Origin of the sequence: Aquimarina agarivorans, assembly GCF_000218485.1 — a bacterium.
GTDB classification, from domain to species: domain Bacteria; phylum Bacteroidota; class Bacteroidia; order Flavobacteriales; family Flavobacteriaceae; genus Aquimarina; species Aquimarina agarivorans.
This window is the reverse complement of record NZ_AFPB01000015.1, coordinates 1-24,976: the sequence shown is the minus strand read 5'-3', so window position 1 is coordinate 24,976 and position 24,976 is coordinate 1. Positions and strand designations below refer to the sequence as shown.

The following is a 24,976-nucleotide window of genomic DNA, read 5'->3' as shown; positions in this document are numbered from 1 at the left end:
TCTATAAAAGTACCTTTTAGTCCAATTCTAAGGCAATTAAAAACGTTGCATCATTAAAAAAAATTAATTAATCCTCTTTCCAATTTAATCGATGGGGCGTATAAGGTACATTCTTGCTATCTAGTTTAGACTCCAGTTTTTGAACATCTGATTTCATCTTATCTAAGCTTGCTCTAATTTCAACATACGCTTCCCTGGCTAATTTATACTGCTCTTTGTTAGTAATAGTCGGATTAGATGTTGAATACCAAGTATTCCACACAATGCTTTCAACACGATTCCCTATCCCTGGAATAGTTTCTATATCCCTGTTGGATTTATGTTTATCTCCCCATAACTTAATGCGAACATCATGAGAAACCTTTTCCAAAGCCTTCACATCAGTCATCCATATCATATAAGCATTAGGATAACTTTGAATCGCTTGTTTAATATATTTTATACGCTTATCCAATTCATCTTGTTCTTTGTTGCTTCCTTGAATTTTTCTTCGGAGCTCTTGTACCTGCTTTTTAAAAGTTATATTCGATACTGTTTGTCTTTCCAAAGATGAATTTTCTAAGGCTTTGACTTCAAAAGCCGTTGGGTCAACCAATTTTTTTAACACGCCATTATCTGCTTGCCAAAGTTCAACAGTATAATTTCCTGGAATAACCAAAGGACCTTCATTGGGGATACTGTAGCGACTAGCTTCCTTTGTTTTTGTTTGAATAGGTGTTGTCGCTGGATAGCGCAAATTCCAACTTACTCTTTGAATCCCTTCAGAGGTAGGCTTTTTAATTTTTCGGACTTCATTACCCGAGGCGTCTTTTACAATAAAAAGTAAATAAGCCTCTTCATACATGTCTTCAATTACAAAGTCTTCATAATTTGGATAATCAATATCTTTCCCTTCCTTTTTAGCTTTCTTCTCTTTTTCTGCACGCAGTTCTTTAGGCGACTTTAATTTCTCTTTTATATAATACGTAAAGGTTGCTCCAAATTCAGGATTAGATGCGGCATACATTGAAGCTCCTTGACTCCCCACCCCACGAAGTCCAAGAGGATTGGTTTCAACATAAGCCAATGAAGGTTTAATTGAAAAAATCTTAGCTTCTTGGTTTAAGGTTTCTTTATTCAAATTTCTCAAAGCACTATAATCATCCAAAATATAGAATCCCCTACCAAAGGTACCAAGTACTAAATCATTTTCTCTTTTCTGAATAGCCATATCTCGAACACAAATAGTTGGTAAACCAGCATTTAATTTAACCCAGTTTTGTCCCCCATCAATACTAACATGACAACCAAATTCTGTTCCTGAAAAAAGCAGTTTTGGATCTACATGATCTTCTGCAATGGAATATACTGTACCCCTTTCAGGTAGATTATTTTGAAGCGCCTTCCAAGTATTCCCTTTATCTACACTTTTTAAAAGATAAGGTTTAAAGTCTCCTCTTTTATGATTATTAAATGCGGCATAAACCACATTTTATCATGCTGTGATGCCCAAAGCATGTTAACATAAGTCATTTTTGGTACTCCAGGAAAAGTTTCTTTTTTACTCCATGTGACTCCTCCATCTTTTGATACCTGAATTAATCCATCATCCGTACCTGCATACAATAGGTTTTCATCTATTGGGGATTGGTCAAAAGCAACAATATTGCCATAAATGGTTGTTGATTTATTTTTCATTACCACATCAGGAGATTGTATTTCTCCCATTACTTTTAATCGATTTCTATCAATTTGACGCGTCAAGTCAGGTGAGATCGTCTTCCAGCTATTACCTCGATCTTCCGTTTTGAATACCTTATTAGCACAAAAGAAAAGTGTTTTTGGATCATGAGGTGAAATTAATAAAGGGGAATCCCAATTCCAACGATAAGCAGCCTCTCCTTTTCTTGGCTGGGGCTTAATCCCTATTCTTTCTCCAGATTTTCGGTCATATCGAATCAATCCACCGTACTGCCATTGTGCATATATGATATTAGGATTGGTTGGGTCAACCTGAGTTTCATATCCATCACCTCCTACAGTAATGTACCAATCAGAATTTAGAATTCCAGCATTGTTCAAAGTCCTCGATGGCCCCGCTTGAGAATTATTATCCTGAGTCCCTCCAAAGACATTATAAAAAGGAGTATCATAATCAATTGACACTTTGTAAAATTGTGTAATCGGTAAATTAGCTTTGTATTCCCATGTAGTAGCATGATCATAAGTTTCGTAAATTCCGCCATCACAGCCTACTATCCAGTGATCTGTATTTGTTGGATTAATCCAAATGCAATGATTGTCGACATGTTTTTGGGTTTCTCCTGTTTTTACAAATGTCTTTCCTCCATTTTCGGTATGGTGCAACCAAGTATCCATACTAAATACCTTGTCAACATCATTAGCATCGCAATATATTTTTTGGTAGTAATTTCCTGAAGTTTTGTAATCACTACGCTTTTCCCAAGATTCTCCTTTATCTGTAGAGCGAAAAAAGCCAAATTTATCCGCTTCTGCTTCTACAATAGCATATACCACATTGGTATCTACAGGCGATACAGCTAAACCAATACGCCCCATTTTCCCTTCGGGCAATCCACTATTTGATGCTTTCCAAGTTTTACCTCCATCAGTTGTTTTGTAAAGAGCACTCTCAGGCCCACCTCCTATGTAAGTAAACACATGTCTCCTTCTTTGGTGAACAGCTTCGTATAAAATATCAGGATTTACTGGATCCATGATCAAGTCAGAAGTTCCTGTTTTATCTGAAATAAAATGAATTTGATTCCAGGTTTCACCTCCATCGGTAGATTTATAAACACCACGATCACCACCATCTGACCAAAGAGGACCATAAGCTGCAACATAAACTATATCTGAATTTGTTGGATCAACGATGATTTTTGAAATGTGCTCAGATTTCTTCAATCCCATGTTTTTCCATGACTTTCCTCCATCGGTAGATTTATATACACCATCGCCGTAACCTACTGACCGCTGGTTATTATTTTCACCAGTTCCTACCCAAATAGTAGTCGACTGATTTGGATCAATGGTAATACACCCTATTGAATAAGATCCTTCAGCATCAAATATCGGCTTATAATTCACTCCATGATTAGTTGTTTTCCAAACGCCTCCTGAAGCCGCAGCCACATAATATTCATTGAAATTATTAGGGTTTACAGCAATATCTGAAACCCTTCCAGATGTTAGTGCAGGACCAATACTACGGAATTTTAACCCCTTAAGTTGAGTTGACTTTAACCAATAGTTATCGGTTTTACGATCATCATTTTTTTTTCTTCTGTGAATAAGAAATAAAATTTGTAATAATTAAAATTAGCGAAAGGAAGAAATGTTTAAATTTCATTTTATAGGCTTTTTTTATTTAAAATTAAATCTAAATAGATTCAATATTTTAAAAATATAACTTAAAAGCCATATATTATTTCTCGATTTATATTTTCCTCGGTAAAGACATAGCTCCCCTCAACCCTTTATCACCTACATCCTTGATTTACTTTGCTTTACAATAAATCATAAAAATTTGCTAATTTTTATTTTCCAGGCTTTCTTTTTTTGAAACATATTCATAAATGAACCATTATGGACTGAAAGTATCATAGTTTCGGTTATGACTGAAAGTCATCATCTTTTTAAACATCCATTTTTGCTCTTAGCTAATAGCAATAAAAATTTGATAAATCTATAAAAAGCAAAGAGCTATAAGCTAAATGCCAACAGCTCTTTGTCCTATTTTTTTAACAAATTAAAACTATTTTCTTCCAAAATCAGCTGGGATTTCACCCCACGCCTTAGTTTCCCATTTTACAACAATAGTTTTATATGAATTTGTTCTGAGCCAATTTTCGGCTCTAGCCACCAAATCAAACACTTTTTTATTCTTTGCGTTAAGCGCCAATTTAGTTTTACATTTTTTTTTCCTTACCCAGCCCATGGCTATTTTAGAATCAGTATAAAGTAAACGATCGCTATTGGCATTTTTTAAATAAGCTAATCCGTGCACTAAAGCTAAAAACTCGCCAATATTATTGGTTCCTTGTTCAAAAGGGCCTTGGTGAAATAATTGTTTATGCGTTTGTGTGTCCACTCCACGATATTCCATTTTACCGGGGTTACCACTACTTGCTGCATCTACTGCAATGGAATACAAATTGGGTTCTCCAATTTTCTGTAATTCGGCTTCACTTAATTTAGGTTTACTGGATTTTTTACCAACATAATCCGCATACACTCCATCAAAAGCTTTTATGGCCTCTTCCTTTGTTAAAAAAGATTTGTATTGTGCTTGCGGATAATTTAAAATCGCCTGCTTACACGTTTTCCAATCCGTAAAAACACCCTCTTTATGACCCTTCCAAACCACGTAAAACTTTTTATTTGCCAAAATTAGTCTGCTTTAGGGTATAGTAAACTTTCAATCACTTTAGGAAAATGTTCATACTCTAACTCATGTACTTTAGCGGCAACATCGTCAGGAGTATCAAACGCTTCAACTGGCGTACTGGCTTGAAAAATAATTCCGCCTTCGTCATAATTTTCATTTACGTAGTGAATAGTTATCCCCGTCTCTTTTTCATTATTTGCTACCACTGCTTTATGTACATGACTCCCATACATGCCTTTCCCTCCGTATTTAGGCAATAAAGCTGGATGAATATTAATTATTTTATTAGGATAAGCTTCAATAATATTAGCAGGAAATTTCCATAAAAAGCCCGCTAAAACAATTAAATCAGGCTGGGCATCTTTAACAATATGAAGCACCTCATGCGAATTGTAAAAAGACGCTTTATCAAAATGTAACGCCTTAATTTTATGTTTTGCTGCGCGCTGCAACACTTTTGCCTTCAGCTTATTTGAAAAAACATGTGTAACTTCAGCTAAATTATTAACTTTAAAGTAGTTAATAATATTTTCAGCATTGGTTCCGGAGCCCGAAGCAAAAATAACAATACGTTTCATTATGGTATAGTAGTTGATAGGTAACGATTGGAATTTTCCAATAAAACCTTAATTAATACGTGTAAAATTAAATAGATCGCGTATTTTTGAGAAATTAAAAATCACATTTTTTTATGTTTACGTTGTTTTAATGTAAAGTTTTATATTTTTGCGACCTAAACTAAAATTTAAAATTAGAAATTATGTCAGACATTGCATCAAGAGTAAAGGCGATAATCGTTGACAAATTAGGTGTTGACGAAAACGAAGTTGTAACAGACGCAAGCTTCACTAACGACCTTGGAGCTGATTCATTAGACACTGTAGAACTTATCATGGAATTCGAAAAAGAATTTGATATTCAAATTCCAGACGATCAAGCAGAAAACATTGCTACAGTTGGTCAAGCAGTATCATATATTGAAAACGCAAAATAAGTACTTTACATAAAGTTGTATGGAGTTAAAGCGAGTAGTAGTCACAGGTTTAGGTGCACTTACACCAATTGGTAATAATATTGAAGAATATTGGGATGGTTTAGTAAACGGAAAAAGCGGAGCTGAACCCATTACACATTTTGATGCTTCAAAATTTAAAACACAATTTGCCTGTGAAGTTAAAAACTTTAACGTTAATGACTTCATACATCGTAAAGAAGCAAGAAAACTTGATAAGTTTTCGCAATACGCCATGGTAGCTTCTGATGAAGCTATAGCAAATTCCAAATTAGATATTGAAAGTGTTGACAAAGCACGCGTAGGTGTTATTTGGGGTGCTGGTATTGGTGGTATTGAAACTTTTCATAATGAAGTAAGAGATTTTACAAAAGGGGATGGAACACCTCGTTTCAACCCCTTTTTTATCCCAAAAATGATTGCTGATATTGCTCCAGGGCATATTTCAATTAAAAATGGGTTTATGGGACCAAATTTTACCACGGTTTCCGCTTGTGCATCATCGGCTAATGCTATGATTGATGCCCTAAACTATATTCGATTGGGTCATTGTGACGTAATTGTTACTGGTGGTAGCGAAGCTGCTATCATACAATCTGGCGTAGGAGGGTTTAATGCCTTACATGCACTTTCTACTAATAACGAAAATGCCTCAAGCGCATCAAAACCTTTTGATGCGAACCGAGATGGTTTTGTTTTAGGTGAAGGAGCAGGCGCTTTGATACTTGAAGAGTATGAGCACGCAAAAGCGCGAGGCGCAAAAATATATGCTGAAGTTATTGGTGGGGGCTTATCCTCCGATGCTTATCATATGACCGCTCCACATCCTGACGGTATTGGCGTAGTTGCTGTTATGGAAAATTGTCTAAAAAATGCCGGAATTAAGCCCGAAGATGTTGAATTAATTAACACTCACGGTACATCCACTCCACTAGGAGACGTAGCTGAACTTAAAGCTATTGGTAAAGTATTTGGCAAGCATGCTAAAAATATCAATATCAATTCCACTAAATCAATGACAGGTCACTTACTGGGTGCCGCTGGAGCAATAGAAGCCATTGCCTCCATTTTAGCTTTGGAACATGGTATTGTACCACCTACAATTAACCATACTACTCCTGATGAAAATATTGATCCGGAACTAAATTTAACACTAAACAAAGCTCAAAAACGTAAAGCCAAAATAGCCATGAGTAATACTTTTGGATTTGGTGGTCATAATGCTTGTGTTTTATTAAAAAAATTAGACGAGTAATTCATTTATGAAGCTTATTCGAAAGATATTCAATTCCCGCTCCAAACCCAAGGACGGGGATTTTTCTATTTTTATACAAGATATATTAGGCTTTAAGCCTAAAGATATTTCATTTTACGAAACCGCTTTTACACACCGTTCCCTTGGACTACGCAATACTATTGGTGATCCTGAAAATTACGAACGTTTGGAATTTTTAGGTGACTCCATGCTAAGTAGTGTTATTGCTTCTTATTTGTATAAAGAAGTTCCATCAGGTAACGAAGGCTATCTTACCAAAATGCGATCAAAAGTGGTGAGCCGAAAACATTTAAATGAGTTAGGCAAGGATCTCAAACTTATCAACCATGTACGTACTCAAATTCCTCCCGAGCAATTTGGAATTAACATTCATGGAAATATATTTGAAGCACTTGTAGGGGCTATTTATTTGGACCGCGGGTATGAATTTTGCGAAAAATTTATATACTCGGCAGTCATTGGTCCATACATTGATATTGAAAGTTTGGAAGGTCAGGTAATTAGCTATAAAAGCTTATTAATTGAATGGTTTCAGAAAAAGAAACACAATTTTAAATATGAAGTATATGAGGATGATGGTATGGAAGAATTACGCCACTTTGCCGTAAAACTTTGGGTTAATGATAAAGTAATTGCTAAAGCAAGAGCCACTTCAAAGAAAAAAGCAGAAGAAAAAGTCTCCAAACGAGCATATTTTGCGTTTCAGGAAAAAATTGAGAAGTAAATCAACGAAAACGTTATAAATATTTTTCTACAGAAATTAAGCACTTTAAAAACTTTTTTTTCTTTGTATCTTGTGCGCTGTTTTATTACACCCATTTTGTGTTATGGTCGCAAACAAATTAGTGCTTGATAATTTTGAAGTTGACGCTTTTTATTTATGTGCCATTCATGCCTCATTGCCATCTTACAAAATGGCATTTTTGTTAAATAGGCAGTTGGAATTAAAATTTTCCAGAGCAAAAAATGATGTAGAAGTGCTTAAAGATAATCATACTGAGGTTTACCCCAGGTATGTGTTTGATGATGAACCAAATTACACCACTTTTTCATTGGTAAAAAACAAGTGCTTAATGTACCAAAAGTCCAGTGTTAAAAATACTGATTTGTTTACAGAAAGCTACGAACAATTGATCACTAAAAATTTAATCTCGGAATATAAAAACGTAGATTATTTTTTAAAAATAGAAACTGATAATTTCAACTATTCGTTAAAACTATTAGTTTCAAATATTTTAAAAATAACACAAGTAATCACAGCTTTTGCGGTTGATTACGAAACTATAAAATCTAAAAATAACCTAATATTTGAATAATGAAAGGACGTAAAAAGACTAAAATTGTTGCTACGCTTGGACCGGCTACTGATAGCCGAGAAGTAATCAACGACCTTTTAATTGCTGGAGTAAACGTTTTCCGAATAAACTTTTCACATGCTGACTATGACGATGTTGAAAGACGTATTAAATACGTAAGAGAGCAAAATGAAGCGAATGGATTCCATGCCGCAATTTTAGCTGATTTACAAGGACCTAAACTTCGTGTTGGAGTTATGGAAGAAGGCACTGAAGTAAATGTAGGTGACGAGGTTACTTTTCAAACCGGAGAACCTTTTGTTGGGAATGCCACAAAAGCTTACATGAACTACACTCAGTTTCCTAAGGATGTAAAGCCTGGCGAGCGTGTTTTAGTTGACGATGGGAAAGTACACTTTGAAGTAGTTTCTACAAATGGCGAAGATAAAGTTGTTGCTAAGGTGACTCAAGGCGGGCCATTCAAATCAAAAAAAGGAGTTAACCTTCCAAATACTGATATTTCACTTCCTGCATTGACAGATAAAGATGTTAAAGATGCTGTTTTTGCTTGTCAACAAGGGGTAGACTGGATCGCACTTTCATTTGTACGCCATGCAAAGGATGTTAAATTATTACAAGATTTAATTGCTGAACATAGCGAATATGAGATTCCAATTATTTCAAAAATTGAAAAGCCAGAAGGTGTTGCTAATATTGATGAAATCCTTGAAGTATCAGGTGGTTTAATGGTAGCTCGTGGAGATTTAGGTGTTGAAATTCCTGCACATGAAGTACCACTTGTTCAAAAAGAATTAGTTTACAAAGCAAAATTAGCACGTAAACCTGTAATTATTGCTACGCAAATGATGGAAACTATGATTGATAGCTTAACTCCAACACGTGCTGAAGTAAATGATGTTGCTAATTCCATAATGGATGGTGCTGATGCTGTAATGCTTTCAGGAGAAACCTCGGTTGGTAAATATCCAGTTCAGGTAATTCAAACCATGCGAAACATTATATTGAGTGTAGAAAATTCGCCACTAATTTCCGTTCCTGCTACGCATCCATCTGATAATGATTCTCGTTTTATTACACATTCAGTTTGTTATCATGCCGCTCACATGGCAAATGATATTGAGGCTGGTGTAATTTCTACTATAACAAATTCAGGATATACTGCTTACCAAATTTCGGCTTGGAGACCAAGTTCGCACATTTTAGTATACTCAAATAATCGTAGAATTTTAGCGCAACTGAACCTTTTATGGGGCGTTAAAGCTTTTTACTATGACAACCCAACAGCCAATACTGATATTTCTATTTCAGAAGTAAATGCCTTAGCTATCCAAAGAGGGTATACTAATGATGGTGATCGAATCATCAATCTTGTAGCAACTCCTTTGGCAGAAAAAGGAAACGTAAATACGCTAAAAGTTACTCAATTATAATATTTTACAACTGTATTATACTCACACAAAAAACCTCGATTAAAATTTAATCGAGGTTTTTTTATTTAGTCATCATGATTTGGATTTACATTAAATGATGATTTTTTTTCAGTTTTAAAAATGCACAATATTTAAGCGGTTACAAAGCTATTAATGCTGTAATGTGATACTAAGGCCGACTTACAAGATTTAACCCTGCAAATAGAAAAAGTTACATCCGGTACAATAAAACATTAACTACTGTAAAACCACTACTCAGTTATGGCTGCGTTTGATAAATTATTAAGCGCGTTACTGATGGTTTCAATAACCGTTTCATTTTCTGTTATTCCATGCCTTTTTACTAAATAACTAGGATTATTGTAGGACACATGAACCACCTTGTTATCATCCTCCCAAACCAGCATTTTTTGCGGCAAATCTAAGGCCGTAGTTTGCGCGTTTTGCATAAGTGGTGTACCTAAATTTGGATTACCAAAAATCAGTAAACGCGTCGGGTTTAATTTTTTTCCAACATTTGCTGCATTAGCCTGATGATTCACTTCGGCAATAATACGAAGGTTTGGATTATTGGAAATTACTCCTTGCAATTTGGCATACGTAGCATCAAAGGACTGCTCACTTGTTTTAGTAACAATACCTTCGGCAATATCAACAGTACTCGTTTCAGGCATGGATACCACCTCATTTCCACTAGCATTTGTAGTAAGGTTTTTTAATGCTCCAGAAATCATTGTTAATGAAGGTACTCCTAAAACATCATGCCTGCTTGATAAATACAGTGTATTGTTGTAGGACATAAAAACATCCTTTTTGTCATCTTGATATACTAGAATTTTTTGGGGTAAATCCAGACCAGCCAACTGATTTTTTTGCATTAGCGGCGTACCTAAATTAGGATTTCCAAAAAAGATCACTCTTGTTGGATTTAAATCCAAATCAACCGATGCTGCATTGGCTTGGTGATTTACTTCGGCTACAATTTTAATATTTTCATTAGCCTCTAAACTATTTTTTAGATTGGCATAGCTTTCATTAAAACTGTTATTACTTATTAAAAAATTCATTCCAACGATGTTCGGCATTTGTGGGGTTTCTGGTTCAGTCGGTATATCGTCATCATTTTTACAAGAAAATGGAAAAAATGTTAGTGCGAGATAAATTAATACAATAATTTTCATGATAAATAGCAATTAAGTTAAAAATGTTTGTGTTTGTTTAAAATTGAGAATACTTAACTATTTAAAATCTTTCAAAATAAATTTATTCTAAATTAAGCGTTTTCTAATTTTATAAACGCACTCAAAAGATACAACTATTAACTTATTCACAAAAACTACCCGTATACATAAATAATCCCACAAATAAAGCTTATTTCAATTGAGGATATAAAATTTAAATACATTAAAAAAAGAATCAAGTAATTTTTAAAACTACTCTTGGACTGGAAAAGCTATTTATTTAGATGATTTGTATGTACGCGAAAAATTTCTAAATCAAGGGATTAGAAATAAACTATTTGACAAAATTCTAGAAATTGGAAAAACTGAAAACTGTTATAAAATGAAATGGCAAGTCTCTAAATGGAATAAAAATGCTCCGGAATTTTATAAAAGTAGGGGTGCAATTATTGATAAAGTTGAGATTAATTGCGATTTAAAACTGGATTAGAATACCTAATGCATTAAATAACTTTCTTCATAATTGAGGAGCGTATCGCTCTGCTAATCCAATGCATTGGTTTCGTACTGTTGAAACTTCACATTAATGTACCATTTCGGTACACAATCATGTCATTTTTTCTTTTGGCATTTTACCGTAATCGTGGTTTAAAAAAAATTTAGACTGGTGGCTGCTTTAAAAATTAAACCGTTGTATTTAATCTCAGTCCTATAGCATCCAAATAAATACTATTCAAATTCAAATGAAATAAATCGCTGATTTTTTACATTACTTGGCTTTTGACAAAATAATAAAATTTTACCCTGGTCTGTTAAACTGCTCAATCCTGGTCGCATTCTGTAACCAGAAAGCGTTTCTGAATTTACTACTAAGTTTCTTTCTAAATTTCCTGACGTATCTACTTTTGCTAAAATGATGGATTCCCCTTTTACTAGCTTAGAAAATGATTTAAAAGTCTTTTTCCCATCATTTTTAAGATTATTACTATTACCGTTATACAAAAAATAGAGTGTATCGTTTATATGTTCGTAAATAAACCCTGAATAGATCCATGTATTGAGCTTTGAGTTATCTTTATCAATAAACTTACTCCATACTATATCACCCTGAGGCGATAATTTTACTACTAATGTTTTAAGATAAATAAAGTTGATTGAATAATTACTAGAAATTGTATAGCGCTGTTCTGCTATCAAAAAATGAGAACCGTCACTATTTTTTTTGACGTCTACTAAAACAAATTTAGGCAACTCCCTGTTTTTTTGTTGCTTTTTTACACTTCCTAATTTTAGGCTATTCTGAGTATCTTTAAAATAAGAATCAATAGTAGCATCATCAAAAGGAGTAAATACTGATTTTTTTTCTGTTTTTTCCGCTTTTGAAAAACTATAGAAAAACGTGCCATGAAAATCGTATTTTCCCTTTTCGGCATAAAACCCAATTAATTCAATGTTATCATCAGTTACCTGAATTTCAATATTATGAAGCCACTTGTTATCATTTTTCACATCCGCTAAATGCTTGACTTTTCCATCAATTAAATGAACTATTTTGTAATTGTATTGAATTTCTTTTTTTGTAAAATCCCTAACAGGCAAGCTTGATAAGTCCGCTGTGAGCAAAATCATCTCATTTGAATTCAGCAAATATCCGCTTCTTATGTTTAATTTTTTGTTTGGATATTCAAATTCATACACTTGTTCATTGATTTTTTTAAGATTTTTATCAAATACTAATAAGTTATATTTTTTTAACGCATCTTTTTTCCCGGGTATAGAATAAAAAAAAACAACTGCACTAGTATCTTTGGACACAAGTAACGACATACTTGATTTATTAATTTTTTCACCATTAACAGTTACATTTGCAATTTTCCTCTTCTGCGAAAGCTTAAAGCTATCCAAATCAATAGCTGTCATAAAAAACGCTCTACTCAATTTGTCTGATGAAGCGCTAATGTGCATTAACTTATTATTTAACTTTAACACCCCCAATGAATATTCCTGTGAATCTTCTGTTGAGGATGTTAACGCTATTTCTTTAGTTTCTGGTAAAAAATCGTTAGTAAATTTTCTTAAAACTGTTTCACCCGAGCCATATTTGCCTTAAGAATATAAAAAGTAATATCCCTTACTAGTACTCCCAACAAACTGATCAGGAATTTCCCTATCATCGGTTTTAAATTCCGAATGAATTTTTAACCCTTTAAATAAATTAGTTTGCGCATGGAATTGTAGGGCACAAAAAAACAAAAGAAAACTACTAATTGTAATACTTTTCATGAAAATCACTCTTTAAAAAAACCTAATTTGATCAAACTAAATCAACAAACAACCCTTCATCATTTTTTGTAACACTTGCCAGGTTATTTTTAGTAAGCCCTTTGATAGTTTTATCCCACTTTTTGTTACTTAAACCAGATTGAGTTTTTAAGTCATTTAATGCTATAGGATGCGACTTTTTTAATAGTTCAAACACAAGTTTTTCCTCATCATTTAATGCTACTGCTTTTTTTTCAGGGCGCATTTGCGGAAAGAATAGCACCTCTTGTATGGATTGATTATTGGTTAAATACATGATTAATCGATCCATCCCTATTCCTAAACCAGAAGTAGGCGGCATACCGTATTCCAAGGCACGAACAAAATCATAATCAATAAATTCTCCTGCTTCGTCATCCCCTCGTTCGGCTAATTTTAATTGCGCTTCAAAACGCTCCAACTGATCAATAGGGTCATTTAACTCCGAATAAGCATTAGCAATTTCTTTTCCACATACCATCAATTCAAAACGCTCAGTCAATTCAGGATTATTACGATGTGTTTTACACAACGGACTCATTTCCTTAGGGTAATCAGTAATAAAGGTGGGCTGAATGTAATTTCCTTCACATTTTTCGCCAAACATTTCATCAATCAGTTTCCCTTTTCCCATGGTATTATCCACTTCAATCCCCATGCTTTTAGCCGCTTCAAAAAGTTCCTCTTCGGATTTACCTGTAATATCAAAACCTGTAAAATGCTTTATGGAATCCGCCATAGTCACCCGTGCGTACGGTGCTTTAAAATCAATTTGATGTTCACCAAAGGTAGCTTTTGAGGTTCCATTTACGGCAATAGCACAATGTTCCAGTAACTGCTCGGTAAATTCCATCATCCAGTTATAGTCCTTGTAAGCTACATAAATTTCCATAGCTGTAAACTCAGGATTATGCGTACGATCCATTCCCTCATTACGGAAATTTTTTGAAAACTCATACACCCCATCAAATCCACCTACAATTAATCTTTTAAGGTATAACTCATTGGCAATTCGCATATATAATGGAATATCTAACGAGTTATGGTGCGTAATAAAAGGACGCGCTGATGCTCCTCCTGGTATGGGTTGTAAAATTGGTGTTTCCACCTCAAAATATGCACGCTCATTAAAAAACTGACGCATGGCATTAAATAACTTTGTTCGCTTTACAAACACCTCTTTTACATGTGGGTTTACCACCAAATCTGCGTAACGCTGACGGTAACGCAATTCTGGATCGTTAAACTCATCATAGGTGTTTCCTTCACTATCAGTTTTGGGGAGTGGCAATGGTTTTAATGCCTTGCTCAGTAATTTAAAATCTTTTACGGCAACGGTAATTTCACCCACTTGCGTGGTGAACAACTCCCCTTCTATTCCAATAAAATCTCCTAAATCCAGTAGTTTTTTAAATAAGTCATTGTATTTAGTTTTGTCTTCATCCGGACAAATTTCATCGCGATTGAAATAAACTTGAATACGACCATCAGCATCCTGAATTTCCGCAAAGGAAGCCTTTCCTTGTACTTTTTTGCGCATCAAACGCCCTGCAATTACCACCTTTTTCCCTTCGGTATAGTTTTCCTTAATTGACTTTGAAGTATTGTCCAAAGGAAATAAATCCGCCGGATAGGGATTTATACCCATTTCACGAAGCGTTTTTAGCTTGTCTCTACGTACCAGTTCTTGTTCAGATAATTGCATGCTGTAAATTTAAAGATGCAAAGATAGGTAAGTAAATTATGATTTATAAATTATGAATTGTGATTTTTTCTTCATTTCCCTAAGCATTCTAACAAAAATAGTAGTAATAAGTTTTGCCCCTAAAATAACTAGCAAATGGTATAGACAAAAAATTAGAACGCTATGAGTTGCAAATCAGTTACAAAAACTATTGAAAAAAAATGGCGTTGATTTTGCGCTGCTGGAGATTATTGATTGCATTGAAGACGCCGTTTTGTGGTTTCAGTCAAATAAGGCGCCTGATTTAGTGTTTATGGATATCCAGCTGGCTGATGGATTGAGTTTTGAAATTTTTCAGAAAGTAAAAATACAAACACCAATTATTTTTACCACTGCTTTTGACCAATACGCCATTCAGGCATTTAAAGTTAATAGCATTGATTACCTTTTAAAACCTGTACAACAAGTAGATTTGGATGCTGCCATTGAGAAATTTAAAAAGTCCAACCCCATAAACGCAGTAGCTCCTGAAATTTTAAAAGAACTGCTGAATAGCATGCAAACCCCCAATGAACGATCTGGCATTTTAGTGAAGGAAGGCAGCGGCTTTGTGTAAATAAGAACTTCCGAAATTTTATATGCTTACTCGCAGGATAGCATTACTTTTGGTTTCACTTTTACCAAACGGTATATCATTGATGAAACTATTGACCAACTATTTGACACCTTAGACACTACTAAATTTTACAGAATCAATCGAGGTCAAATTAATTCAAAAAATGCCCTTCAAAAAATTGACACTTATTTTAATCATCGTGTAAAATTAACACTTTCCAACCCCAGGGATCAAGAATTTATTGTTAACAGACAAAAAACAAATGATTTTAAGGCTTGGTTTAACAAATAATCTCGTACTGCCCATCTCAGCTATTACAAATAAATAACTTATTATTTCATTAAAACGACCTCTACCCTTCTGTTTTTTGCCCTACCTGCTTTGGTGGTATTATTCGCTATAGGACTTTCTTCTCCATGACCAATGGCTTTTAAGCGTTTGTTACTAATCCCATTTTCAACAAAATAAGCTACAACCGCATAAGCACGATCTTGTGATAATTTTAAATTTAATGATGATGCGCCTACGCTATCTGTATAGCCATTAATTTCAAAATTGGAATCCGGATATTGGTTTAAAATTTCTAAAATTGAAGCCAATGAACTGTAAGTTTGCGCAGTAAATGTGGTTTTCCCTGAATTAAAATTAATGGTGCGCGCAAATTCGTTGATAGTTTTTACCACCACAGCTGCTTTTTCAACATCATCTTTCAAATTTGTAATATTTGGACACCCATTATTGGCCGCTAAACCAAATATTTCGGGACACTCATCCTTAGCATCTTCAATACCATCCTGATCCGTATCAACAACAACGGGTACTACTTTTGGGCAACCATTATTTTCAGAAATCCCAAATTCGTTAGGACATTCATCAAGTGTATCTAAAACCCCATCGCCATCAGTATCCACTTGAACAACTTCAGGTTCGGGTACAACTTCATTTACAACATCAGGCAAAGGACAACCATTGTTAGTTGCTGACCCAGCTTCTTTTGGGCATTCATCATACTTATCATACACTCCATCTTTATCTTTATCCCTCAATTTGCCCTGATAAATTGGAAGCTTAAGTCCTGCATATACGTCCGCACTTTTTGATTTTCCTGTAATATTGGTGATTATGCTCCCTGATCCAACAAAAACAGGCCCTAACCTAACGCCAGCTCCCCAAATAAAATCACCGTATTGCCTAACACTTACTGGCGAAAAAATACTCAACCACCTGGTTTCAAATCTTGGAGTAACAGATAGCGTATTTGCAATACGATTTGCATTTTTTGTATCCTGATTTATCAAAGAAATGTCAGTATTTAAATTAACATAAAGCTTTTTATATAAATTCCAATCTACATTAAGGTGCATTGCCGCTGGTAACTTTATTTTATTACTAACACTTTCCTCAGTAGGATTTAGCAAAGGTTCTATATCATCTTCAAAATCACCGTTATCAATAGTTTCTCTATCAATGACCACCCCATTTAAATTGTAATTTGTATTGATGCCTTCTTCATAATTTAAACTACCTATGTCAGTAATTGAAAAACCAGCCTTTAAATAATATTTATTTTTATTTTTCAAAGGCACGTTATTTCCGTTGGAGTCTGTGGTTTTAAACATTTCGGCATTAGGCCTCCATTCATAAACAACACCCAAGTCAAAGCCAGCCCCACTTGCTTGTACTCCAAAATCTACATCATCATCACTTTCTAAATATTCACCATTATTGTTGGTATCCAAATTAGCACTAAATGCTACATCTAAATTCCCGCGCCCTGTAAATTCGCCATTTGAAGAATTTAAGTTTACCACAAAAGGATCATAGTTAATATCAACATTTTCAAAAGCCCCCGAACTGTAAGCATAACCTTGCAAGTATTTAACAGTTAATCCTGCTTTAAAAAAATGCTCATTCTTATCAAAAATAACACGCCCATAGGTTAACCCTAACTCTGCCCATACATGTGCCGTTGTATTTGTATTGATGTTTGAAACAGTTACAGGTTGATTTTCGTCCAATCTTTCATCAAAAAGGTCAATTACTTCTCCATCTATATTATTCACACTGCCAAAAGCACGTACCCTTGTTGTAATTGCAATAGCATTATTTTTATTAATGTTAAACATGAAGGAAGGCCCTAAAACATCTATATTAGTTAGTGCATTATTATCATCCGTTAGAGTTAAAACGACGTCTTCATCAAAATCATAATCATCATTAAATGAGCCAAAAAGGCTCATTTCCGCGTAATCATTCCCCAAAAAAGAACTTACTGATACCAAATTTAAATCAAATTTATACCTAGAATCTACAACATTTGCAGGATTGGCTATTACGCCATGTACCCCACTATAATTGTCAGTAGCAAAACCCACAAAACTTTGTCCGTAATTGGTAAATTGCGTGAGTATAAGCAAAATCAGTAGTCCTATTTTTTTCATAAAATATAAAATTAGTCAATTCAATTTCAGATTAGAATGCGAATAATAATAGGTTAAAATAGTATTAATTTAAAAATACTCTATATGTATTTTAAAACTTACCTTAAAAAATTCAACTCCAAATCAAAAAACACTTTATCCGATTTTATTAACATTTAAAAGGCAAAAATATTAAATTAAAACTTAAAAAAATTAACTATTTGTTATTTAAGAGCATCTCTAAAAACTGACCCCACCCTGGCAAGTTTCATTTTATGCTTTTTTTTAATCAAACTCACGTTTTCTAAATTTTAATGAGCAATTTAAATGTTACGAAACATATTATAAGTTAAATTCATTAGCCCAATTATTATTTCTATTCTTTTAATACCTCCTTTTCTAAAAAAACATACCGCCCATTGAATTTTTACTAAATCTATAAACGTGTACTAATTGAACTCAAATTTTTGATTTCACTATATGATTGGGAATCTCAAACATCAAAACATAATCGTATGGAGGACAACCGCCTTTACCATTAAAATCTGAACCGATATAAATGACTTATTATTAGCGTAACTACCTAACCTTAAGGTAGCAAAGACTTAAAGCAACATATTTACAGAAATTTTCACACATAAGTGGTATAAATCACAGGTTCATTTCTATAAATAAAAAAAGGCAACATGGGTAAACATGCTGCCTTTGAGTAAAAGAGTATTAAGTTTGGAAAAACTAAAATTATTGAGAAACTATTTTACAATAGTATTGTATTAATATAAAAAGTTTAATGCAGTAATATCATTTCTGTTAAACTCACCATCAACACCTGCTCCAAAACAAGCATTCATAATTGAAGTTGGGTCTTCTCGTCTAGCTGTACCAGGAATAAATTCAGCACCTATACTACCAGCACCTTCAGGTCGTCCATTAGCGCAACTCGATCTACTAAAAAAGTCGGTATGTCTAAAACCAATAGAATGCCCCATTTCATGCGTAATTACATGCTCATTAACGTTTGCATTACTGTTTCCAATACCATAAATACGAATTAATTGATGTGGAAACCCTGCTCTACTTGGAAATCCAGCCACTCCTCCACTTATTAATCGACCGTTACTATCTCTTTCATCAGGGTTATAATATACCACCATGTCAAAATTCTGGTATCCGTCAAATCCAAAATCTAATGTAAAACGAATATCCAAGTTCAATCTATTATAATTATCAATCGCTCTCCTTAATCCTTCAACACTGTTTTCTGGTAAAGCAAATTGTCCCTCGCTAATACCAATTACATTAATAGTTCTGATAGCAGTTACTAAATTAAAAGTCCTATACTGCTCACCAGTAACTTCTTTTTCAATATCAAAAGAATTTAAGTAGGATTCAGATAATGCAATATCACCTTCCACCAAATATCTTTTTTCCGATGACCCATCAGGCAAAATGAAATTAGTAACTTCTGCTGTATTCCCTTCAAAACCTAAATTCTTTAGTTTTGTTAGCGTAGATACGTCAATAGTTGAAGCAATATCGCTGTTTTCTTCCGTTGCAATATCGTTATTTTCTTTTTCGCATGAAGCGAATAATAGTATAGATAAACCTGAAATTATAAGGCTAGTGCGTGTGTGTTTTTTCTTCAAAAAATTCATGATGAACAAATTATTTATTAGTTAATGTTATTTTCTAGCGCTAGGTACGGCAAAATTACAACAGATATCTATTTATTAAACATTTATCAACAAAAAGTTCCAAAAGCAAGTTATTTTTTATTAAATATGTTTTTTTTATGATAATTTTATGATAAAAAATATTATATAAAAAATATAAATTGACTTTTATAAATATAAATTCAATGAAAATTGATTTTATTATAACTATTTCTTATGCAAATTTTACTTTTTTTAACTGTTTTTTGACATAATTAAACTTTTTGATTAGTTTTATGAAAATTTTAAAGACTAAAATGTTCAGATTTTTTTTTACCACTTTTATTCTTTGTGCTGCTTTTGGCTTTAGTCAAAATTCTTATTGGAATATTTATGCAAGTAAGGATCAAAATAAAGACCCTTTAAACACCCCTAAAAGCGGTTATTTTATTGTTAAAATTTTAGACAACTCCACCCTAAACACACTAGCAAAAAAGAAAATTAATGTTGTGCGCACGTTGACTCACACTGAATATATTGTTTATGGAAATAGCCATACGCTTAAATCCATTCCTACCTTAAAGTTTAAAAAAGCTAGCAATGATTGGAAATTGCTTGGTTCTATCAGTTATAAAAAAAACAAAAACAAACCTTTTATTATTAAAAGTAGCCAGCCGCAAGCGCTACAAATTCAATTAAAAAAAAATGAAATTAAAATTGATACTGTTTTTAAAAATTACATTCAAGTTTTTACAACATTAAAAAAAATCAAACAGTACGTTTTGCCCTTAACGCATGTATCGTGTGTTAGTACTGAAAGCTTTACACCAACACAAGAGCTACTTATTTCCGATTACAATCCTTTTGCAAATGCAGTATCACTAGTAAACACTCAATACCCTGAATTAAATGGCAAGGGATTTGCTGTAGGAGTTAAGGACAACAAACCTTTTGCCAATGACATTGATGTTGGATCAAAAATAATTACTACTAATTTGACTTCCGAAACTGAAGATTTGCATGCTACTATAATGAGTAGTCTTATTGCAGGAAATGGAAATAGCGGCAACGATGCTACTGGTGTAGTACCCAAAGCTCAAATTTTTTCTACTGATTTTAAAAACTTAAGTCCTGATGCTATTGAAAGTCTAAGGCAACATAAAATTACTGTTCAAAATCATTCATACGGAACTAAAATCGAAAATTTTTACGGCTTTCTTGCTGCCGAATATGACACTTATATATATGACAATCCTGAGATTACCCACATTTTTTCATCTGGAAATTCTGGCACCGAAAATAATGGAGCTTCAAACCTGACGGGCAATTTTAAATTGTCAAAAAATAGTATTTGTGTGGGGGCAATTAATAACAACAATCAGGTAATAAGCGAATCTTCCAAAGGACCTACATTTGATAACCGTATAAAACCCGAAATTGTAACTTACAGCTCCATTGGTACGTCAAATGCAGCTGCGCTTGTATCAGGGATTACTCAAAAACTACAGCAATTTTATTTTGAATCTAAAAATAAAATTGCTCCTTCCTATTTAATGAAAGCATTATTACTCAATGGTGCTGATGATGTTGGCCCTACAGGTATTGATTTTGAAACTGGTTTTGGCAGTGTAAATACCGCAACTAGTATTGAAATGCTAAAAAATAAGCAATACTTTTTAAATGAAATTATTTCCAATGAAACAACGAGTTTTGAAATTACAATTCCTGAAAAGGCAAAACAACTAAAAATACTTTTAGTTTGGAATGATGTGGCTGCTAACCCAAATGATGCAGTGGTTTTAAAAAATGATTTGGACATGACCGTAACAGATAGCGACACTACTTTTTTGCCATGGGTGATTTCAAATTCAACAAATAGTAGAGCCGAAGACCATATTAACCCTCAGGAACAAGTAACTATTGAAAACCCAACAAAAGAAAAGTACACGGTTAACATTAAAGCCAATTCTTTAGTTACAGCTAGTCAAAAATTTGCTTTGGTGTACAGCTACAAAATTAAAGATCAATTTAATTGGGTGTTTCCGCACAAGGGTAGCAATATAAACGCTACCGACATTAATACCCACTTTTTACGTTGGAACGCTACTTTTGAAAAAGACATAACGGGAAGTATTGAAGTGGACTATAACCATACCGATAACTGGGTACAAATAGCCCAAGACATTCCTCTGGAAACATCTTTTTTTAATTGGATGCCTCCTGAAATAACTACACCAAATGCTCGAATTAAATTAACAACCGCTACTAATCAAACTTTTGTATCCGATCCCTTTGAAATTTACACCAAAACTGCCCTAAATATCGGTTTTAATTGCAGTGATCAATTTGAACTCCACTGGAAAAAGGATGACTCTGTTCGTTTTTATGAGGTTTACGGCATTAACAATAGCGCTAATTCTCCTGAACGTATTGCACAAACCACTGATACTACCTTAGTGGTTACAAAACAAAATCGTATAACTCAATTTTATCTGACTCCCTTTGCTACTAATGAAAAAGCCCTTACTCGTAGCAACACCATTACTACCAGTGATTTTGAGGAAAAATGCTATTTTGAAAACATACTACTCTTGCAAAACAGGACTAATGATAATTTAACCGTTACCGTACAACTAAACAGTCTATTTGCAATAAATGAACTATTATTCTTTAAAAATTCCAACGCCCCTGTATTGATTGAAAGTCGAACTAGTATTGAAAATTTACTGCAAACCTACCAAACACAAAATTTGGAAGATGCCGTAGATTTATTTTTTGAAATACACCTAAAAGATGGTACAATCCTAACTTCCGAAAGCATTTTGCCTCCACCCAATACACCTCCACTAATTTTTCCAAATCCGGCAAGCCACAACACCTCCCTTAGTATTAATGTAAGCAAATTAAATACGCTTTACCTTTTTAACCTTCAGGGAGAACTTATTTTACAAAAAAAACTAAATATTGGCACTAATATTCTTAACATAAATATGGCTACAGGGACTTACATCACTATTCTTGAAGATACAAATGGCAAAAACACTACACAAAAACTTATTATCAATTAGCCTTTTTATTGTTTTTATTGAAATCCTAATCGGCTTTAAATTAAAAATTGCTAAAAAATCTTATCAAAAAAAACCAAACTCACAAATCGATACTTTTAAAATTTATTTAACTAAAAAACAGCCACAAACGGTATTTATTTAAGTATTTTATTTTAATATCTCTTTGTAATTTTACCTATTAAATTTACATTTTTAAATACACCTAATGTTATGAAAAAGCATTCAAAAATAGCCCTAACCGGCCTTATCTGCACGGTGGTAACTGCTGCAAATTGCCAAACAAAAAGTATTCTGGATAGTCCATCGACGCCTAAAGATTTTCCAAAAGAGAAAACACATGGACTCATTATTTCTAATATGGATCCAACTGTTAGCCCTAAAGAAGATTTTTACCAATTTGTTAATGGAAACTGGCAAAAAAACACTAAAATACCTGAAGATCGAACGCGTTGGGGTGGTTTTGGAATTTTACGCGAAGCAACTGATAAAGACGTGTTAGAGATTATTCACACCGCTAAAAAAAATAATACCTATAGTGCTGAAACTGATCAAGCCAAAGCATTGGCTTTATTTACCAATGAGTTGGATTCAATTTCAAGAAATCAACTTGGATTAACGCCATTAAAATCAAGTCTTGAAGCCTTAGATAAAGTTACATCGGTAGCAGAATTGCAATCCTTGGCTAGTACAAGCCCTATTATTAGCACGCCATTTATGGGACTATCCTCTTTTGCGGATTTGAATGACAGTTCCGTTAATGCCGCTTATATTGGACCAAACGGTTTAGGACTACCTGATCGTGATTATTACCTGGAGCAAGATGAGAAATCTAAGGAAACACGCGAAAAATACAAGGCGTATATTTCCACCATGCTGCAAAAACTTGGAGACAGTAAAGTTGAGGCTGACAAATCAGCTGCAACAATTTTAGCACTAGAAACCAAATTAGCTGAACCTAGATTAACTAAAGTGGAACGAAGGGACACCCGCAAGTTAAACAACCCAATGTCCATTCAGGAAGTTCAAAAATTGATTCCTTCAATAAAAATAGATCAATTATTGAGTGACAATGGTGTTGCTAAAGCATTGGATACGATTATGGTTACCCAACCAAAATACATGAAAAAGTTGGACGAATTGTTGATCAATACCCCAATTGAAGACCTTAAAACTTTAGTTAAATGGGACACCTTTAATAGCAGTACTGGTTTACTTTCTAAAGAAATTGAAAAAGAAAGCTGGTTATTTTATAGTAATTATTTAAGAGGCGCAAAAAAGCAACGTGATGTGGAAGAGCGTGCTTTAGCCACTATAAATGGCTCGCTAGGCGAAGCTTTAGGACAGTTGTATGTTGATAAAAAATTCCCGCCAGAAGCTAAATTTAAGGCAGAAAAAATGATTGACAATGTTATTACAGCATTTAAAGGACGTATAGAAAAACTGGAGTGGATGAGCGACAGTACGAAACAGAATGCGATCAGAAAATTGAATAAACTTACCGTAAAAATTGCTTATCCTGACAAATGGGAAGACTATTCTAAACTTGATTTAAAAGAAGAGGACGGGTATTTTAAAAATAGAATAGCCATAAGAGAATGGTCAAAGAAAAAGAACATTGCTAAAATTGGCGAACCTGTAGATAAAAGCAAATGGGGAATGGCCCCACAAGTGGTTAATGCATACTTTCACCCTTTAAATAATGAAATTGTTTTCCCCGCTGCCATATTACAATCTCCTTTTTATGATTACCGAGCTGATGAAGCTGTAAACTACGGAGGTATTGGTGCCGTAATTGGTCATGAAATTTCGCATGCTTTTGATGATAGCGGTGCGCGTTTTGATGAAAATGGAAATTTGAACAACTGGTGGAACGAAAGTGATTTGGAACAATTTAACAAAAGAGGCAATCAACTTGCTGAGCAGTATAGTGCCATTGAGGTAATGGATAGTCTGCCTATCAACGGAAAATTCACCCTTGGCGAAAATATTGGCGACTTAGGTGGCGTTCTAGGGGCTTATGATGGCTTACAATTGTTTTACAAGAAAAATGGACGACCAAATAAAATTGACGGATTTACACCCGAGCAACGCTTTTTTATAAGCTGGGCAACGGTATGGCGTACGCTTACGCGAGAAGAAGCCCTGCGCACTCAAATTAAAACCGACCCGCATTCACCAGGAATTGTGCGCGCAACGCAACCGCTAAAAAACATCGATGCTTTTTACAAGGCTTTTGATATTACTAAAAATGATGCCATGTACATAAAACCCGAAGATCGGGTTAGGATTTGGTAATTTAACCTAATAATTTACCGCATAAAAGCCTCTAATCATAAATAATTAGAGGCTTTTTGGTGTTTTAAAATGTAATAAACAATATTATTATCGAAATAGCTGAATATTGAAACTTTGATTAAAGCATTAAAAAATAATCTTTCCAATTCTTTTTTATGAATTTCATTTAAGAATTAACAAGCAACAATATAAAAAAAGAAGTATTTACAAATAATTGATTTTCAATTTTATATAATCCTAAAACCTTTTAAATTAGAGATATAGAACCTTAAATAATTATATTATGAAAAAATTAATTTTAACACTTTTATCCATTTCTTCATTAACTTTAATGT

General features: G+C 33.7%; 19 protein-coding genes and 1 pseudogene. 10 read left to right on the top strand and 10 right to left on the bottom strand.

The annotated features are described in order from the left end of the window. Positions 1-67: 67 nt before the first annotated feature. From GMC_RS21875 to purN, 4 genes are all read right to left on the bottom strand, one after another. A complete protein-coding gene (locus GMC_RS21875) occupies positions 68-1,468 on the bottom strand; it encodes a WD40/YVTN/BNR-like repeat-containing protein (RefSeq protein WP_202945877.1) in 1,401 nt (466 codons plus the stop codon). Next, entirely contained in the window at positions 1,411-3,135 is a 1,725-nt protein-coding gene (locus tag GMC_RS21870; protein WP_202945876.1) for a WD40/YVTN/BNR-like repeat-containing protein, read from the bottom strand. The genes GMC_RS21875 and GMC_RS21870 overlap by 58 nt, the downstream gene beginning before the upstream one ends. Before the next feature lie 622 nt (positions 3,136-3,757). Further along, entirely contained in the window at positions 3,758-4,390 is a 633-nt protein-coding gene (locus GMC_RS0100505; protein WP_010520290.1) for a ribonuclease H1 domain-containing protein, read from the bottom strand. A 2-nt stretch (positions 4,391-4,392) separates the two neighbouring features. Beyond that, positions 4,393-4,968 carry a phosphoribosylglycinamide formyltransferase gene (gene purN / locus GMC_RS0100500; protein ID WP_010520289.1) on the bottom strand — a complete coding sequence of 192 codons (576 nt, stop codon included), beginning with the start codon at positions 4,966-4,968 and terminating at the stop codon, positions 4,393-4,395. A 182-nt stretch (positions 4,969-5,150) separates the two neighbouring features. Between purN and GMC_RS0100495 the strand changes: the two genes are divergently transcribed. The 5 genes from GMC_RS0100495 (at position 5,151) to pyk (ending at position 9,424) form a co-directional block, all read left to right on the top strand. Beyond that, a complete protein-coding gene (locus GMC_RS0100495) occupies positions 5,151-5,384 on the top strand; it encodes an acyl carrier protein (RefSeq protein WP_010182403.1) in 234 nt (77 codons plus the stop codon). A 19-nt stretch (positions 5,385-5,403) separates the two neighbouring features. Beyond that, positions 5,404-6,657, top strand: coding sequence for a beta-ketoacyl-ACP synthase II (gene fabF, locus GMC_RS0100490; RefSeq protein ID WP_010520288.1), 1,254 nt, complete (start codon positions 5,404-5,406; stop codon positions 6,655-6,657). Positions 6,658-6,664: 7 nt separating this feature from the next. Continuing rightward, a complete protein-coding gene (gene rnc / locus GMC_RS0100485; RefSeq protein WP_010520287.1) occupies positions 6,665-7,402 on the top strand; it encodes a ribonuclease III in 738 nt (245 codons plus the stop codon). Positions 7,403-7,505: 103 nt separating this feature from the next. Next, positions 7,506-7,994 carry an IPExxxVDY family protein gene (locus GMC_RS0100480; protein WP_010520286.1) on the top strand — a complete coding sequence of 163 codons (489 nt, stop codon included), beginning with the start codon at positions 7,506-7,508 and terminating at the stop codon, positions 7,992-7,994. Continuing rightward, complete coding sequence (gene pyk / locus GMC_RS0100475) at positions 7,994-9,424, top strand: pyruvate kinase (protein ID WP_010520285.1); 1,431 nt, start codon at positions 7,994-7,996, stop codon at positions 9,422-9,424. Before GMC_RS0100480 ends, pyk begins: the two co-directional genes overlap by 1 nt. Before the next feature lie 251 nt (positions 9,425-9,675). On the opposite strand, the gene GMC_RS0100470 is transcribed toward pyk, so the two are convergent. Continuing rightward, positions 9,676-10,605, bottom strand: coding sequence for a DUF302 domain-containing protein (locus GMC_RS0100470; protein ID WP_010520284.1), 930 nt, complete (start codon positions 10,603-10,605; stop codon positions 9,676-9,678). 274 nt (positions 10,606-10,879) lie between these two features. On the opposite strand from GMC_RS0100470, the gene GMC_RS22440 reads away from it, so the two are divergent. After that, positions 10,880-11,095, top strand: coding sequence for a GNAT family N-acetyltransferase (locus GMC_RS22440; protein WP_094766235.1), 216 nt, complete (start codon positions 10,880-10,882; stop codon positions 11,093-11,095). Between the two features lie 239 nt (positions 11,096-11,334). Here GMC_RS22440 and GMC_RS0100460 read toward each other — a convergent pair whose 3' ends face one another. The 3 genes from GMC_RS0100460 to lysS all read right to left on the bottom strand — a co-directional run bounded on the left by GMC_RS0100460 (position 11,335) and on the right by lysS (position 14,611). Continuing rightward, the gene (locus tag GMC_RS0100460) at positions 11,335-12,570 is read right to left on the bottom strand and encodes a hypothetical protein (RefSeq protein ID WP_010520282.1); all 1,236 of its coding nucleotides are present in this window, start codon (positions 12,568-12,570) and stop codon (positions 11,335-11,337) included. A gap of 141 nt (positions 12,571-12,711) precedes the next feature. Next, positions 12,712-12,888 (bottom strand): hypothetical protein, encoded by a 177-nt coding sequence (locus tag GMC_RS21595; protein WP_157998123.1) that lies wholly within the window; start codon positions 12,886-12,888, stop codon positions 12,712-12,714. Positions 12,889-12,919: 31 nt separating this feature from the next. Beyond that, entirely contained in the window at positions 12,920-14,611 is a 1,692-nt protein-coding gene (lysS, locus tag GMC_RS0100445) for a lysine--tRNA ligase (protein WP_010520281.1), read from the bottom strand. Between the two features lie 184 nt (positions 14,612-14,795). Between lysS and GMC_RS21955 the strand changes: the two are divergent. Together GMC_RS21955 and GMC_RS21950 are read left to right on the top strand one after the other, a co-directional pair. Next, positions 14,796-15,206: pseudogene (locus GMC_RS21955) on the top strand (LytR/AlgR family response regulator transcription factor); the annotation flags it as partial. Beyond that, positions 15,207-15,497, top strand: a complete 291-nt coding sequence (locus tag GMC_RS21950; RefSeq protein WP_316928947.1) for a LytTR family transcriptional regulator DNA-binding domain-containing protein — start codon at positions 15,207-15,209, stop codon at positions 15,495-15,497. It abuts the pseudogene before it with no gap. Between the two features lie 41 nt (positions 15,498-15,538). Here the strand turns inward: GMC_RS21950 and GMC_RS0100435 are convergent, their stop codons facing one another. Continuing rightward, the gene (locus GMC_RS0100435) at positions 15,539-17,647 is read right to left on the bottom strand and encodes an OmpA family protein (RefSeq protein WP_010520279.1); all 2,109 of its coding nucleotides are present in this window, start codon (positions 17,645-17,647) and stop codon (positions 15,539-15,541) included. Between the two features lie 752 nt (positions 17,648-18,399). Beyond that, entirely contained in the window at positions 18,400-19,281 is an 882-nt protein-coding gene (locus GMC_RS0100430; RefSeq protein WP_010520278.1) for a M57 family metalloprotease, read from the bottom strand. Positions 19,282-19,574: 293 nt separating this feature from the next. Between GMC_RS0100430 and GMC_RS0100420 the strand changes: the two genes are divergently transcribed. Both GMC_RS0100420 and GMC_RS0100410 read left to right on the top strand, forming a co-directional pair. Next, on the top strand, positions 19,575-22,346 hold the full coding sequence (locus GMC_RS0100420; RefSeq protein WP_010520277.1) for a S8 family peptidase: 2,772 nt from the start codon (positions 19,575-19,577) through the stop codon (positions 22,344-22,346). Between the two features lie 210 nt (positions 22,347-22,556). Next, complete coding sequence (locus GMC_RS0100410; RefSeq protein ID WP_010520276.1) at positions 22,557-24,641, top strand: M13 family metallopeptidase; 2,085 nt, start codon at positions 22,557-22,559, stop codon at positions 24,639-24,641. Positions 24,642-24,976: the final 335 nt, after the last annotated feature.

Excerpts from the sequence above, each read along its gene's own strand:
- purN (WP_010520289.1), bottom strand. The coding sequence starts at position 4,968 with ATGAAACGTATTGTTATTTTTGCTTCGGGCTCCGGAACCAATGCTGAA.
- GMC_RS0100495 (WP_010182403.1), top strand. The coding sequence starts at position 5,151 with ATGTCAGACATTGCATCAAGAGTAAAGGCGATAATCGTTGACAAATTA.
- fabF (WP_010520288.1), top strand. The coding sequence starts at position 5,404 with ATGGAGTTAAAGCGAGTAGTAGTCACAGGTTTAGGTGCACTTACACCA.
- rnc (WP_010520287.1), top strand. The coding sequence starts at position 6,665 with ATGAAGCTTATTCGAAAGATATTCAATTCCCGCTCCAAACCCAAGGAC.
- GMC_RS0100480 (WP_010520286.1), top strand. The coding sequence starts at position 7,506 with ATGGTCGCAAACAAATTAGTGCTTGATAATTTTGAAGTTGACGCTTTT.
- pyk (WP_010520285.1), top strand. The coding sequence starts at position 7,994 with ATGAAAGGACGTAAAAAGACTAAAATTGTTGCTACGCTTGGACCGGCT.
- GMC_RS0100470 (WP_010520284.1), bottom strand. The coding sequence starts at position 10,605 with ATGAAAATTATTGTATTAATTTATCTCGCACTAACATTTTTTCCATTT.
- GMC_RS0100460 (WP_010520282.1), bottom strand. The coding sequence starts at position 12,570 with ATGCACATTAGCGCTTCATCAGACAAATTGAGTAGAGCGTTTTTTATG.
- GMC_RS21595 (WP_157998123.1), bottom strand. The coding sequence starts at position 12,888 with ATGAAAAGTATTACAATTAGTAGTTTTCTTTTGTTTTTTTGTGCCCTA.
- lysS (WP_010520281.1), bottom strand. The coding sequence starts at position 14,611 with ATGCAATTATCTGAACAAGAACTGGTACGTAGAGACAAGCTAAAAACG.
- GMC_RS0100435 (WP_010520279.1), bottom strand. The coding sequence starts at position 17,647 with ATGAAAAAAATAGGACTACTGATTTTGCTTATACTCACGCAATTTACC.
- GMC_RS0100430 (WP_010520278.1), bottom strand. The coding sequence starts at position 19,281 with ATGAATTTTTTGAAGAAAAAACACACACGCACTAGCCTTATAATTTCA.
- GMC_RS0100420 (WP_010520277.1), top strand. The coding sequence starts at position 19,575 with ATGAAAATTTTAAAGACTAAAATGTTCAGATTTTTTTTTACCACTTTT.
- GMC_RS0100410 (WP_010520276.1), top strand. The coding sequence starts at position 22,557 with ATGAAAAAGCATTCAAAAATAGCCCTAACCGGCCTTATCTGCACGGTG.